Origin of the sequence: Prochlorococcus sp. MIT 1223 (assembly GCF_034092465.1) — a bacterium.
Classification (GTDB): domain Bacteria; phylum Cyanobacteriota; class Cyanobacteriia; order PCC-6307; family Cyanobiaceae; genus AG-402-N21.
In genome coordinates, this window is the sequence record NZ_CP139303.1 from 315,835 (window position 1) to 329,962 (window position 14,128).

General features: G+C 32.8%; 13 protein-coding genes. 4 read left to right on the forward strand and 9 right to left on the reverse strand.

The features are described 5' to 3' along the window. Nucleotides 1-2 precede the first annotated feature (2 nt). Nucleotides 3-485: a flavin reductase family protein gene (locus SOI85_RS01600; RefSeq protein ID WP_320664486.1), complete on the reverse strand. Its 483-nt coding sequence runs from the start codon at nt 483-485 to the stop codon at nt 3-5. A 68-nt stretch (nt 486-553) separates the two neighbouring features. On the opposite strand from SOI85_RS01600, the gene coaD reads away from it, so the two are divergent. After that, nucleotides 554-1,030 (forward strand): pantetheine-phosphate adenylyltransferase, encoded by a 477-nt coding sequence (coaD, locus tag SOI85_RS01605; protein ID WP_320664487.1) that lies wholly within the window; start codon nt 554-556, stop codon nt 1,028-1,030. 8 nt (nt 1,031-1,038) lie between these two features. Here the strand turns inward: coaD and SOI85_RS01610 are convergent, their stop codons facing one another. Genes SOI85_RS01610 through dapF form a run of 4 tightly spaced genes read right to left on the reverse strand, consistent with a single transcriptional unit; the run spans nt 1,039 to nt 4,996 of the window. Then, nucleotides 1,039-2,289, reverse strand: a complete 1,251-nt coding sequence (locus SOI85_RS01610) for a D-alanyl-D-alanine carboxypeptidase (RefSeq protein WP_320664488.1) — start codon at nt 2,287-2,289, stop codon at nt 1,039-1,041. A gap of 7 nt (nt 2,290-2,296) precedes the next feature. Next, entirely contained in the window at nt 2,297-2,932 is a 636-nt protein-coding gene (locus SOI85_RS01615) for a DUF1995 family protein (RefSeq protein WP_320664489.1), read from the reverse strand. A gap of 16 nt (nt 2,933-2,948) precedes the next feature. Then, nucleotides 2,949-4,130, reverse strand: a complete 1,182-nt coding sequence (locus tag SOI85_RS01620) for a cysteine desulfurase family protein (protein WP_320664490.1) — start codon at nt 4,128-4,130, stop codon at nt 2,949-2,951. 2 nt (nt 4,131-4,132) lie between these two features. Then, complete coding sequence (gene dapF, locus SOI85_RS01625) at nt 4,133-4,996, reverse strand: diaminopimelate epimerase (protein WP_320664491.1); 864 nt, start codon at nt 4,994-4,996, stop codon at nt 4,133-4,135. 124 nt (nt 4,997-5,120) lie between these two features. On the opposite strand from dapF, the gene leuS reads away from it, so the two are divergent. Continuing rightward, nucleotides 5,121-7,745: a leucine--tRNA ligase gene (leuS, locus tag SOI85_RS01630; protein WP_320664492.1), complete on the forward strand. Its 2,625-nt coding sequence runs from the start codon at nt 5,121-5,123 to the stop codon at nt 7,743-7,745. Nucleotides 7,746-7,748: 3 nt separating this feature from the next. On the opposite strand, the gene SOI85_RS01635 is transcribed toward leuS, so the two are convergent. Continuing rightward, entirely contained in the window at nt 7,749-9,347 is a 1,599-nt protein-coding gene (locus SOI85_RS01635) for a glucose-6-phosphate isomerase (RefSeq protein WP_320664493.1), read from the reverse strand. Between the two features lie 243 nt (nt 9,348-9,590). Here SOI85_RS01635 and purN point away from each other — a divergent pair, with 243 nt between their 5' ends. Continuing rightward, entirely contained in the window at nt 9,591-10,286 is a 696-nt protein-coding gene (gene purN / locus SOI85_RS01640) for a phosphoribosylglycinamide formyltransferase (protein ID WP_320664494.1), read from the forward strand. Here purN and argC read toward each other — a convergent pair. Continuing rightward, the gene (gene argC / locus SOI85_RS01645) at nt 10,267-11,346 is read right to left on the reverse strand and encodes an N-acetyl-gamma-glutamyl-phosphate reductase (RefSeq protein ID WP_320664495.1); all 1,080 of its coding nucleotides are present in this window, start codon (nt 11,344-11,346) and stop codon (nt 10,267-10,269) included. The genes purN and argC overlap by 20 nt on opposite strands. Before the next feature lie 105 nt (nt 11,347-11,451). On the opposite strand from argC, the gene ribBA reads away from it, so the two are divergent. Continuing rightward, the gene (ribBA, locus tag SOI85_RS01650) at nt 11,452-13,131 is read left to right on the forward strand and encodes a bifunctional 3,4-dihydroxy-2-butanone-4-phosphate synthase/GTP cyclohydrolase II (RefSeq protein ID WP_320664496.1); all 1,680 of its coding nucleotides are present in this window, start codon (nt 11,452-11,454) and stop codon (nt 13,129-13,131) included. A 7-nt stretch (nt 13,132-13,138) separates the two neighbouring features. Here ribBA and SOI85_RS01655 read toward each other — a convergent pair whose 3' ends face one another. Both SOI85_RS01655 and SOI85_RS01660 read right to left on the reverse strand, forming a co-directional pair. Beyond that, nucleotides 13,139-13,579, reverse strand: coding sequence for a peptidylprolyl isomerase (locus SOI85_RS01655; protein ID WP_320664497.1), 441 nt, complete (start codon nt 13,577-13,579; stop codon nt 13,139-13,141). Nucleotides 13,580-13,682: 103 nt separating this feature from the next. After that, nucleotides 13,683-14,093, reverse strand: a complete 411-nt coding sequence (locus SOI85_RS01660; protein ID WP_320664498.1) for a DUF3110 domain-containing protein — start codon at nt 14,091-14,093, stop codon at nt 13,683-13,685. Nucleotides 14,094-14,128 lie beyond the last annotated feature (35 nt).

A 14,128-nucleotide genomic window follows, 5' to 3' on the forward strand; every position in this document is an offset into this window, starting at 1 on the left:
AATTAACCTCCATAATTCCAACCAGTAGAAGAAAGTATTAAAGGATCAGTATCTTTTATTAATTTTGCAGACTTAACTTCAGCAACGATAACAGTATGATCTCCCTTCTTAACGTCACCAACAATTTCACATTCAATAGCTCCAATACATTCATCTAGAATGGGAAGCCCCATTTCACCAAAACTATATTTCGTTGAATCAAAACGCCCTCCTAATCCCTTTTGCGGTTTAAAGAAAACAGCAGCAAGATCCTTTTGATCTGCTCGAAGAACATTTAGCGAAAAAATCCTTGTTCTTTGAATAATTTCATGGCTAGATCCGTCTGACCTAACTCCCATTACAACCAATGGTGGATCAAAAGAACCTTGAGTTACCCAACTGGCCGTGAATCCATTGATTTCATCTCCATCTCTAATACCGCAAATAAACAAACCATGAGGGATTTTTCTTAATAAGACCTTTTTGGCTTCCAAATTGAGGGACATACGCTTTTATATGTTTATTCAACTTTAAACATCTAATCGAATAAAACTATCAAATTCACCTAATTATTATGAAAGCTCTGTATCCAGGAAGTTTCGACCCTTTTACTAATGGACATTTAGACCTCGTCAAAAGAAGCTGTGATCTTTTTGGCAATGTTTTAATAGCTGTTTTAAAAAATCCCTCTAAGCTTCCTACCTTTAACCTAGAGAGGCGTATAGAACATATTTCCGAGGCAACAAAAGAGCTGAAACATGTTCAAATCATCAGCTTCGAAGGACTTACTGTGGATTGTGCAAAAGATAATTCAGTTGATTTAATAATTAGGGGTCTAAGAGCTATGAGCGATTTCGAGTATGAACTGCAAATAGCACATACAAATAGATCATTAAATTCCGACTATGAAACAGTTTTTCTTGCGACAGAAACACACTATAGTTTTCTAAGTAGTTCAGTTGTTAAAGAAGTAGCAAGATTCGGAGGCGACACTACACAAATGGTTCCGAGGATTGTTTCTGAAGATCTTAAGAAAACCTTCGAAAGATAGATATAAAACTAGTAATTGCATTTATTATTACTAGCTATAATTGTTAATAGAGAAGAGATTATACCTTGATCATAGTTTATACCATTAAAGATAATGCTTATATAAACTGGTTCTTCACTTATATCAATGATTCCACTTATTGCTTTTACATTATCTAACGTTCCACTTTTCCCAAGAAAGTGTCCAGACAAATACTTATCGTAATTTAGGTTCTGTAATGTACCTCTAACACCATACAATGAAAATGAAGATGAATAATATTTAGAGTAACTACTATTGTTCATTTTCCATAACAATTGGACAATACCATTGGTTGTAACTCTATTTAGCCTTGACAATCCGCTAGCATCATAACTACTGAATCCAGTAACATCGACATCAAGAAATCTTAACCAATTTATCAAATGATTTGTATTTCTTAAGTGCCATTTATTTAAAGCATTACGTAAAAGGATTTCTGATGTAAAATTATGACTTTCAGAGTTTGCCAGAGCTAGTAAAGCATACAGAGGTGATGATTCAACATAGTCTATTGTTCTATACTTAAGCCTATAGTTAGATACAGAAGAGTGAGAAATATCAACATTTGCTGGAACATTTAGATTACTGAGCTGGTCAACTAGAACATATTTAAAATTACTTATTGGCTTTTCACTGTTAAAAGTGTCTGAATTACTTTTCAAGGCTAGCTTAGTTATAGGTGCTCCGTATGCTTCTGCTTTATCATTACTGGTCCAACCTAAAGGCCACCAACTTAAATCTTTAGTTTCGTGGAGTATTATATTAATAGAATTCAATTTATTCTTGGTATAATAATCATATATAGAAGAAGCAAATTTTTTTATATGTATTATATCTAAATCTGGATCTCCATTGCCAATAATATGCAATGATCCCCTATCTGATTCCTTTATAAGAGTCCTTATTTTATAATTTGGACCTAATCTGTATAAACTATAAGCCGTAGATATAAGTTTCTGATTGGATGCTGGTATCATTGGAACCTGTCCATTTACAACTGAGATTAATTCTCCATTAGAATTTAATACACTAAGGCTTATATTCTTTTTTATATCATCAGTAGCTTTATCTAAATCGCTTTGTAACTCAACACAAATATTCTTTTTCTTAGTACTATTAAATATTTTGTTATATGATTTAGTAAATTGGTAGTTTGTAATTAAATAGAACTTTATTTTTTTGCTTATAACGATACACAATAAAGATAACGAAATAATTGCTACTAACTTCTTATACATTTAGTAATTAATTCGTTTGAATAGATTCTAAAATAGTTTCCTCGTCAGGCTTATTTTCAAATGAATTATTATACCTATATCCATCTTCATCAAGTGCAAAGAGCTCCCATTTAGCCCCATATAATTTCATAATTGCCCCGTTGCTAAGAGGTTGCAGCCAGAAGATTTTTTCCCATGAAAATATAAAGTCCTTTCTTCGCTCTCTACCAACATTACCTATACCTACAGCTGTGTCTTCTAATTTTCCATTAAACATAATTATTTTTCCTTCGAAAGACTCACATATTTTTTTAAATTGTTCGAAATCATAGGGTTGAGGACTAACAGCTATAACAACATTTTTATTAGTTAAGGTAGGAAGATCTTTCTCAAATCTATTATAAGAAAAGATAGATTCTACTAGATTGGGAAAATCTCTTTTAGCTAAGGCAGTTGATCCTTCATCAGCATAAAGGATATATGCTTCAATATTTCTATTCTTAAGGTATTCAAATAATCTATAAATAATTGGATTTAGTCTAAGGTTTTGGAATAAAAGGTTAACTGAAAAATATTTATGTGAATTATTAGTTATGGATTGAATAATTGAATGATGTAGCAAATTTTCTGCTTCAAACAAACATTCAGGAAGAAGTCTTTTCATCTTGTTTATGTTTATGCTAGAAATTGTAGAGTGTTTTTTCAAATTTATATAGAATTTGTTGAATATCATCTAATTGGATCCAATTACCCAAACTTAATCTTATTATCGAATTTATATATTTTTGATCAAGACCTGTTGCAAGTAATGCTTGACTCGCCTTAGAAGACCCGTTACTACATGCTGTTCCAGAACTGATGCTTACACCATTATCTGACATCTTTCTTACAAAATCTCTAGAGGAGATAGGATTACCATTTTTATTTTCAAGTATTAGTGAGATATGGTTAGGTAATCGGTTGAAGGAGTGATCATTACCAAAAAGCTTGACTCCATTTATATTACATAAAGTTCTTGTGAGATTTCGTGTAATTTGAGAGACTTTGGATGATTTAAAAAATGTCTTTTGGTCTGAATAGTAAATATTATTCTCAAGTTTTTCAATGGCTACTTTCATTCCTGCTATCAGAGATATCGCTTCTGTTCCAGATCGTAAGCCAGATTCTTGACCACCTCCATAATGCTGAGAACAAATTTGGCTTATTAAATTCGATTTAACTAGCAGGAGGCCTATACCCTTTGGCCCTCTAAACTTATGGCCAGAAATACTTACCATATCTACAGGTAAATCTCTAAAGTTAATTAATGAATTGGGTAGTATTTGAGTTGCATCAGCATGAAATATTATATTTCTTTCTTTGCAAAGTTTTCCTACGGTATTTATAGGCTCAACAGTTCCAATTTCGCTTTGTCCCCAAATTAAAGAAACTAATGATGTAGGAGGTCTTAAAAGCTTATCCAAATACTCAATTTTAAAATTACCGTTTATGTCAACTGGTAAATAATCAATATCCCAGCCTAATTTTCGAAGACTATTAACCGCTAATTCAACTGCAGGATGTTCTACTCTACTTGTAATAATTCTTCCCGTTTTCATATTTTCTGTTATACCCTTAATAGCTAAGTTAATTGATTCGGTAGCTCCTGATGTAAATATAATCTCTTCTATTCTTGAGTTTAGAATAGTCGATATAGACATTCGTGAAGACTCAAGAATAGTAGATGCCTCAACTCCATTAGTGTGAATGCTCGAAGGATTACCAAAATAATTTAAGTTTATATTATTAATTTCATCAATGACATCTTTACTCATAGGAGTTGTCGAACATGCGTCTAAATATAGATTATTTTTTATATTCATTGTTATAAAATATCTTCTAAATTTAACCAAGCTTTATAAACATGTTTAGCTGGTCCAGTCATGTAAACACTAGAATTTGAGCCATTCCAACTTATATCTAACACGCCTCCTAAAAGATTTACTCGAACCTTGTCATCGCAATAACCTAGCAGATTTGAAGCCACTGCACAGGCACAAGCTCCGGTTCCGCAAGCAAAAGTAATTCCACATCCACGCTCCCATGTATACATATTAAAACTTTTAGCACTATTTACCTTAACAAAATGAACATTAGTCTTCTGCGGAAAATATTTATTCTTCTCTAATATTTCTCCATATTTATTTATATCTATATCACCTTCTTGTTCAATATAAGTAATTAAATGTGGATTACCCATACCAACAGAATATATTTTAAATCTATTCTCTTGATCTATAAATTCGCCACATGGTATACCAATATTATTAAGTGGCAAAGTTGTTGGAATTTTATAAGGCTCAAGATATGGTCTCCCCATATTAACTGTAATAAGATCATTAGATTTATATTCCGCTTCTATTACTCCAGCAATAGTTTCTATTTTATAGCTATAATTTTTATTAGAAGTAGTGTCACTATCTAGAATATATTTTACGAGACACCTGATACCATTCCCACACATTTCTGGTTCAGATCCATCAGAATTTATAATTCTCATTCTAAAATCACAGCTATTTGAATTCATTGCAATAATCAAACCATCGGCTCCTAAGCCAAACTTTCTATCACATATTCTTTGGACTACTGTCGAATCAAGTAAGGCTTCAAAATCGGGATTATTTCTTCCGTCAAATAATAGAAAGTCATTACCTATTCCTTGATATTTAGATAATTCAAGCTGATTCATCTTATTAAAATGAGCATAAGGCTATTAATTTACTAATTAGCTTGGCCAATCATAGTCATATATAAACTTATGCTCACGATAGGCAACTATATATGGGAATATTTAACTGAATGCCTTTATTTCTGTGAAGGATACAAAATCCAATTCGTCGCCTTCTGATCATAACTCAGATCGATATAACCATCAAAAGATAGAAGCTCATTGGCAGAGTCAATGGGAGAAAGATGAACTATATGAAACATTAGATCCTTTACCTAATCAAAAATGCTTTTACGCCCTTTCAATGTTTCCTTATCCATCAGGGACATTGCATATGGGACATGTTCGCAATTATGTCATTACTGATGTAATAGCAAGGTACCAAAGAATGTCTGGAGCAGCAGTACTTCACCCCATGGGCTGGGATTCATTTGGCCTACCAGCGGAAAACGCAGCTATTGAAAGAGGAGTGGATACAGCGGAATGGACAGAAAGAAATATAAAACAAATGAAAAGTCAATTAAATCGTCTAGGTCTATCAATAGATTGGAATAAAGAAATCACAACATGTGACCCTAACTATTATAAATGGACACAATATATCTTCTTAAAACTACACAAAAGTGGATTAGCATATCAGAAGAAAGCAAATGTTAATTGGGATCCAATAGATCAAACTGTATTAGCTAATGAACAGGTTGATTCAGAAGGAAAATCCTGGAGATCTGGAGCTGTTGTAGAACAAAGAGAATTAAATCAATGGTTTTTAGGTATAACAAAATACGGAGATCAGTTACTAGAAGGATTATCTGATTTGAAGGGTTGGCCAGATAGAGTTAAATTAATGCAATCAAATTGGATAGGGCAATCAAAAGGTCTTCAAATTGAATTTACCTTGGCATCCAAAACTCATAGCAAGATTAATGTATTTACTACTAGACCTGATACATTATTTGGCGTAACTTATCTTGTCCTATCTCCTAATTACCAAAATATTAAAGACTTTACATCTGATGATAAATTAGAAGAGTTAAAAGAGTTTATATTAAAGTCTAATAAACTTAGTGAAATAGATAGAAATTCAGAAAATAGAGTTAAGAATGGAATGTTCCTAGGACATAAAGTAGTAAACCCTGTAAATGGCGAAATTATTGAACTTTGGACTGGAGACTATGTTTTGTCTGGTTATGGAACAGGAGCTGTTATGGGTGTACCAGCTCATGACCAAAGAGATTATTTATTTGCGACAAAGTATAATCTTCCGATAAAGTATGTTGTTAAGAATAATACTGTAGAATTAGATACAAATAAACCATATTTAGAAGAAGGTATTCTTATAAATTCAAATGAGTTTACTGGTAAGAAATCACTAGAAGCAAAAAAATTAATTAGAGACTATGGAATAAGGAATGGATGGGCCAACGAAAAAATAGAATATAAGTTAAGAGATTGGTTAATTTCTAGGCAAAGATATTGGGGATGTCCAATTCCAATTATTAATTGTACTAAGTGTGGGCAAGTAAGAGTACCAGACGCCGATTTACCTGTATTATTACCCAAAAACATAAAATTAACTGGTAAAGGTCATTCTGCTTTAAATGACAATGAAGAATGGATAAACGTTAAATGTCCTAAATGCTCAAATCAAGCAAAAAGAGAGACTGACACTATGGATACATTTATGTGCTCGTCGTGGTATTTTCTGAGATATGTAGACTCTCTAAATAAGAATAGTCCATTCGACAAAGAGAAAGTTAATAAATGGCTTCCTGTCAACCAATACGTTGGAGGTATTGAACATGCCATATTACATCTTTTGTATTCCAGGTTTATAACAAAAGCACTTAAAAGCGCTGGCATAGTTGATATTAATGAACCATTTGATAATTTACTGACACAAGGAATGGTACAAAGTATAACGTATAAAAATAGAATTAATAACAAGTATATTCCTATAAAAGACATAAAGGATATAAACAACCCAATCGATCCAAATACTGGTGAAAAGCTAGATGTTATGTACGAGAAAATGTCAAAATCTAAATATAACGGTATTGATCCTGCAGAAGTTATTGATAAATATGGAGCTGACACAGCTAGAATGTTTATATTGTTCAAAGCTCCATGTGAAAAAGACTTAGAGTGGGAAGATTCAGATGTTGAAGGCCAGTTTAGGTTTATTCAAAGAATTTATTCACTAATTAAAGAGTATTCAATGTCTAATGAATTAGATTTCTCTAACACCTCAGATATATTTACAAATAAATACCTAGATAATATTAGTGATATAGATAAAGAGATGAGAAGTTATGTTCATACTGCTATTTCAAATATTACTAACAATCTAGAAGATCTAAAACTTAATACAGCGATTTCACAATTGATGATATTAAGTAATAAATTAAAAGAGTTAAATGAATCTATTAGCAGACCTATAGCCAAAGAAGGTATAGAAGTCCTTTTAAAACTACTTTCACCTTTTGCTCCTCATCTATCTGAGCAAATATGGAAAGAATATCGAGGTGAGGGAAGTATTCATTTACAAAATTGGCCTAAAGTTGATCAAAAAGCTCTTCAAAAAGACACATATGAATTAGTAATACAGATAAATGGAAAAGTAAGAGCAAAGCAGCATGTATCCAAAAAACTTAATGAAATTGAGTTAGAAGAATTATCATTAAGATCTGATCATGTAAAGAAATGGTTAGAAGGTAAATCCATTAAAAGAACTATTGTAGTCCCAGGTAAACTTGTAAATATTGTTATTTAGAAATTAACTATATTTAAATATTAGACTTTTAGGATTATTCCAATCACCAGAAACACTATAACGATGATTATTCTTGCTTAAATGTCTCAAGATCATAAATATTGATTCATAATTAACACTATTAGATAAAGTAGCAATTCCTTCTATATTTCGTGCAATGCCATCAGAGAGTATATTTTCTATTTTAGATTGTAGAAAAATAACATCAGAAGCTGCCTTCTTTCCTGCTTCAACGCCTGGTTGATGGTAAGCATTTATATTAACAATTTCTGCATATATTCCAACAGCTCTTTCAAATAAGGCGACAAGAGCTCCTAAGGATTTTTCATTATAGTTGGTTAAAGTAATTGTAAGATTCTGCCTATTGCTATCACTTAAAGCTGATCTAGTACCTTGTAAAAATCCTGATAGGTAATCTCCTGGATTACGGCCATTTATGGGTTTTATATTATTATTATCAGTTAGGACCTCTATAAAATTAACAAAGAAGTTATCTATTCCATCTCTGAGTTGTTGGACATATGCATGTTGGTCTGTTGACCCCTTGTTGCCATAAACTGATATGCCCTGAAACACGATATTTCCTTCTCTATCTTCTCTTTTCCCTAAGGATTCCATAATTAACTGTTGAAGATATTTACTAAACACTTGAAGGCTATCTTTATACGGAAGAATAACCATATCTCTTAGCCCTTTCCCTTCTCCAGCAACAAGCCATGCCAAAGCAAGTAATGCAGCTGGATTCTCTAAGAGAGTTCTATTTCTAGTTATTGAGTCCATAATCTTTGAACCCTCTAAAAATTTATTAACATCCCTATTAATAAGGGCAATTGGTAGCAAACCAACTGCACCAGTAATACTTGTCCGCCCTCCAACCCAATCTGGCAAATCAAATGTTTTTAACCAATTATCCTCAGTTGCCAATTTATCCAGATTGCTATCTTGCATAGTTATAGCAACAGATTGAGAAGGCCAATTACCACCTTTCTCTGATAGATACTTCTTAACTTGATCCATCGCTAGATTAGGCTCTGGGGTCCCCCCTGACTTACTAACAACAACGATAAGTGCTTCTTTTATTGCATCTCCAAGATTATTAAGCTTACGATTTATACCGTCAGTATCTATATTATCTATAAAATGAAAATTTATACCCTGATTCAGTTCTTGTAAGGACTCAACAATTAATAATGGTCCTAAACCACTTCCACCAATTCCAATCCACAAAACATGTCTAAACTTTTGATCATTTTGATTTGTTATTGTTCCATCTAATATATCCTTACCAAATTTTGAAATAGAACAAATCTCGGAGGATATACGCTTTCCTACTACTTCATCGGGAGCTATTAAGGGATCTCTAAGCCAATAATGACCAACTTGTCTATTCTCATCTTTATTAGCAATTGAACCATTCTCTAATTCTTCTAAGGCAATAAAAGACTTGGAAAAAGATTGCTTATATTTCTCATAATCTTTAGAATTTATATTCATTTTACTAATATCCAACCACATTCCCAACTGGTCACTAAACCAAAGCTGGTCACAAAAGTCACCCCAGTGGTTTTTCTGTTCAGTCGTATCTAATTCTGGAATAGTCATTCAGCATCGAAACTCGAGAAAAAGCAAGAACCACCATTTATAGGAATCTTTCTGATTGCCTTCCTTAGTGGTAAAAAACTTACTCAATTACTTTAATGCTTAGTCAAATCATTACTAGTAGATATGTTTAGCTATTAACAAATTTTTTTAAATCAATATTGCAACATAAAAGAAATTCTTAAATCTATAATTAAAAAAAATTTTTGTCTTATATTCTAAAAGTTAATGAGACTATAAATCAAAATGGTTGAAAATGGGTATCAAGAAGAACCAATTAAAAAATCTAATTTAATCAATTCTATCACATCTACTCATAATATTTCTTATGAAAAGTTTGCACCCCCTTTAAGGTTAGCTGTACTTGCCTCCGGGAAAGGTTCCAATCTAGAAGCAATAATCAAAGCAATTAGACAACGGAAATTATATGCAGAAGTAGTCATTCTTATAGTAAATAATGAGAATTGCAATGCAAGGGTTATTGCAAGCGAACATGGCATTAAATGTATATATACTGATCATAGAAACTTTACAGACCGTATAAGTTATGATCAAAATTTAGTGGATATTTTAAAAAGAACTGATATCGATGGAATAGTTATGGCAGGTTGGATGCGTATTGTTTCGCCTTTATTTATAGAAGCATTTCCTAATAGGTTAATAAATGTTCACCCATCTTTATTACCAAGCTTTAAAGGGAGTAATGCTATAAAAAAGGCCTTATTATCTAAAGCCAAAATAACTGGTTGTACAATTCATAAGGTGATTGATGAAGTGGACTCAGGAGAAATTATTGCTCAAGCAGCTGTTTTAATTTCAGAAGATGATGATGAAAATTCCTTAAAAGAAAAAATACAATTTCAAGAACACAAATTACTACCAATAGCTATATCTATAATTGGAAATGAATGGAGAAAAGAAACTACGGTTGAAAAGAAGTAACTGGTAAGGATATATACTCCTCTAGATTTGCCATTATATTTAAGTTCTGTATAGCTTGACCAGCTTGTCCTTTTATTAAGTTATCAATTACGCTCATTATTACTAAACGACCAGAGCGTTTATCAACTTGAACTGATATAAGAACTTTATTTGTTTGCTTTACCCATTTAGTAGATGGATATATTCCTACAGGAAGAATTTCAACAAATGGTTCTTTCCTATAAAAGGTATCGAGCAGAGTTGCACAGTCTTCGGCTCTGAGTCCAGGATCCCTTAGACGGGCATAAATAGTCGACAAAATCCCTCTTACCATAGGAACTAAATGAGGTGTAAATTGTAATTCAATTGGATGCCCAGTAATACTTCCAGCAATATTTTCAATTTCAGATGTATGTCTATGGCCAATAACTCCATAGGGAGAAATCGATTCTGAACATTCAGAAAACAAAAGGTGTTCCTTAGGAATTCGACCACCACCTGACGTACCTGTCTTTGCATCTATAATTATTCCTTCATAGTCAATTAAACCTTGCTTTAAAAAAGGGAATAAACCCAAAAGAGACGCTGTTGGAAAGCATCCAGGACATGCAACAAGGTTGCTCTTAGCTATTTCCTTTCTATTCAATTCTGGCAAGCCATAAATAGCCTTATGGCACAAATCATAGTCTTCACGTTCATACTTTATAGATTCTGAAGAATACGCTGATTTCCAATCATCTAAGGAGGTATAACGATAGTCTGCAGACAAATCTAATACTCTTAGTCCTTGACTAATTAAGTCAGGGACAATACTCGACGCTAATCCATTAGGAAGACTTAGCAAAACATAATCAGACTTTTTAACTATTCTTTCTATATTTATATTTTCAATTTCAAGATTGTTTTTTAGATTTATATAAGGGAATAGTTCATTCCAGCTTCTTCCTGCATTTCTATCACCGCCAAGAAATGTAATCTCAAATGATGGATGCTCGCTTAGTAACCGAACAAGTTGTATTCCTCCATATCCAGTTGCACCTAAAATTGCAACTCTTTTTTTCTCTGTCTTAGCAAACTCCATATCTAGATACTATCAGTTTTGTATATTGAGACGAATAGGGAATAGAATATATTATTGACAATAGTTCGTTGAATAACTTATTTCATTAATTAAGTGGGGAAAAAATTGAATTCATCAGAAAAAACCAATGATATCCGTTTTGACGAGATAGTTGAGGCTCTTGAAGCAATAAGGAATGGTGAGTGTGTTGTAGTTGTAGATGATGAAAGAAGAGAAAATGAAGGTGATTTAATTTGTGCTGCACAATTTGCGACACCCCAGCAAATTAATTTCATGGCGACTGAGGGAAGAGGTCTTATATGTCTGGCTATGCAAGGTGAACGATTGGATTTATTAGATTTACCACTAATGGTAGATAGGAACACAGATTCAAACCAAACGGCATTTACGGTAAGTATCGACGCGGGTCCCGAATCAGGAGTTTCAACTGGGATTTCAGCTGAAGATAGAGCTAAAACTATACAAGTGGCTATTAATACATCAACCCAACCAAATGACCTTCGAAGGCCTGGCCATATTTTCCCTTTACGGGCTAAGAAAGGAGGAGTTTTAAAAAGAGCTGGTCACACTGAAGCCGCAGTAGACATTTCGATGCTTGCAGGATTAAATCCTGCTGGTGTTATTTGCGAAATTCAGAACTCCGATGGATCAATGGCAAGACTGCCTGAATTAAAAGAATTTGCACAAAATTGGAACTTAAAACTTATTAGTATTGCCGATTTAATTAGGTATAGATTAGAAAATGAAAGATTCGTATATAGGCAGGCCAAAGCAAATCTTCCTAGTCTATTTGGAGAGTTTGAAGCAATAGGATATAAAAACATCCTTGATGGTTCAGAACATATAGCAATAGTTAAAGGAGACCTCCAAAAAATGAAGCCGCCAGTCCTAGTGAGGATGCATTCAGAATGTCTGACTGGAGATGCCTTTGGATCTTTAAGATGCGACTGTCGTCCTCAACTAGAAGCTGCATTATCAAGAATTTCACAAGAAGGAGAAGGAGTCGTTGTTTATTTAAGACAAGAGGGAAGGGGGATCGGTTTAATAAACAAACTAAAGGCCTACAGTCTTCAAGATACTGGCTTTGACACCGTAGAAGCCAATGAGAAACTTGGATTCCCAGCAGATCTAAGGAACTACGGAGTTGGGGCACAAATATTAACTGATTTGGGAATAAATAGACTTAGGTTACTAACAAATAATCCTAGAAAAATCGCAGGTTTAGGAGGATATGGACTTAAGGTTGAGAGTCGAATTCCATTAGTAATCTGTCCAGGTGACCATAATGCAGCTTACTTAAAAGTAAAAAGGGAAAAACTTGGCCATATGTTTGGTGATGAACAATCATTTAAAAATAATCGTTATATTATTATATTTTGGGATGGAGAAATTGAATCAAATGATATAAGTAATTTCAAAGAAAATATCAACAAGTTAGCTTCAACTAATCTATTAAGATTATCTCCAGAAAATTATACACGTCTTCTAGCTTTATGGGAAAGTCCTACATTTGTCTGGAAGGTCAATCCAGTTCTAGAAACGACAGATACTAGTACTAAAAGTATCAATACTAAGGCAGTAGAATTACTCCTAAGGGGTATAAGTAAATTAACTGGGACAAAACGTATTGGACTTTTATCTACTTCTAATATTGAACAAACATTACATCCATCTCAAAACATTCAATGTGTTATTAAGTCATTAAAAACTCTTGAAGATCTTCAGATTTCTATAGAAGAATCGATTATAAATAAAAGCGAGCCAAGTATGTTTATTTGGAAATAGTTAATTTTTATTTTATTATTTCAACTTTATTAATTTTAGATCCATTCTTCAGTGAATAAACTATATCCATGTTTTTGGTTTCACCAAATACTGTATGAACTCCATCTAAATGGGGCTGAGGTTCATGAACAATAAAAAACTGACTTCCTCCTGTATTCTTTCCAGCATGAGCCATAGAAAGTGAACCTTTGATGTGCTTTCTATTATTAATCTCGCAATCTATAGAATAACCTGGGCCTCCAGTACCAGCCATTGCCTTAGATCCATCTCGAGAGTTAGGGCAGCCACCCTGTGCCATAAAACCATTTATTACACGATGGAAAGCAAGTCCATCGTAAAAGCCTTCTTCTACTAATTTTACAAAATTAGAAACTGTGTTTGGCGCATCATTATCAAACAAATCAAGTTCAATGATTCCACATTCTGTTTCCATTCGTGCTTTAATCATTCTTATTAGAAAATTTAAATATAGTATAAAGCGAAAGACATATAATAGATAAAATTCAATACAGTATATCAATTAATTAATTAATTAATTTAATTTGATACTGTCAAAGCAAATCCTCAAGAGATCTTTTAAGATTATCAAGATGACTAATATCCGTTTCTGTTTCATTTTCAAGATCATCACTAGAATAATCTAAATTTTCATCCCATCCGCTAACGTCTAGGTTTGTATGAGGTGGAGATATTAATAGTCTTTCTTCTTGGTTGTTTGGAATAAAACCTTTCTCAACAAATCGACTTTCATATCCTGATTGCTTGCAGAAAATCTCTATTTCTGAACGATCAACAATTTCTACAGTTGGGCTTGGAAAGTCCTGCGCTTCTAATAGACCGCAGTATCTTTCTGCATCATCCTTTTCTTCAAACATTAGAACTACGGTTTTTTCCTTTATTTCTAATGAATGAATACCTTCGCTATCTTCCCCAGCCTGAAATAACAAAACATGAACGTTCATGTATAAACAGATAATATCTAAGATTTACTATATAG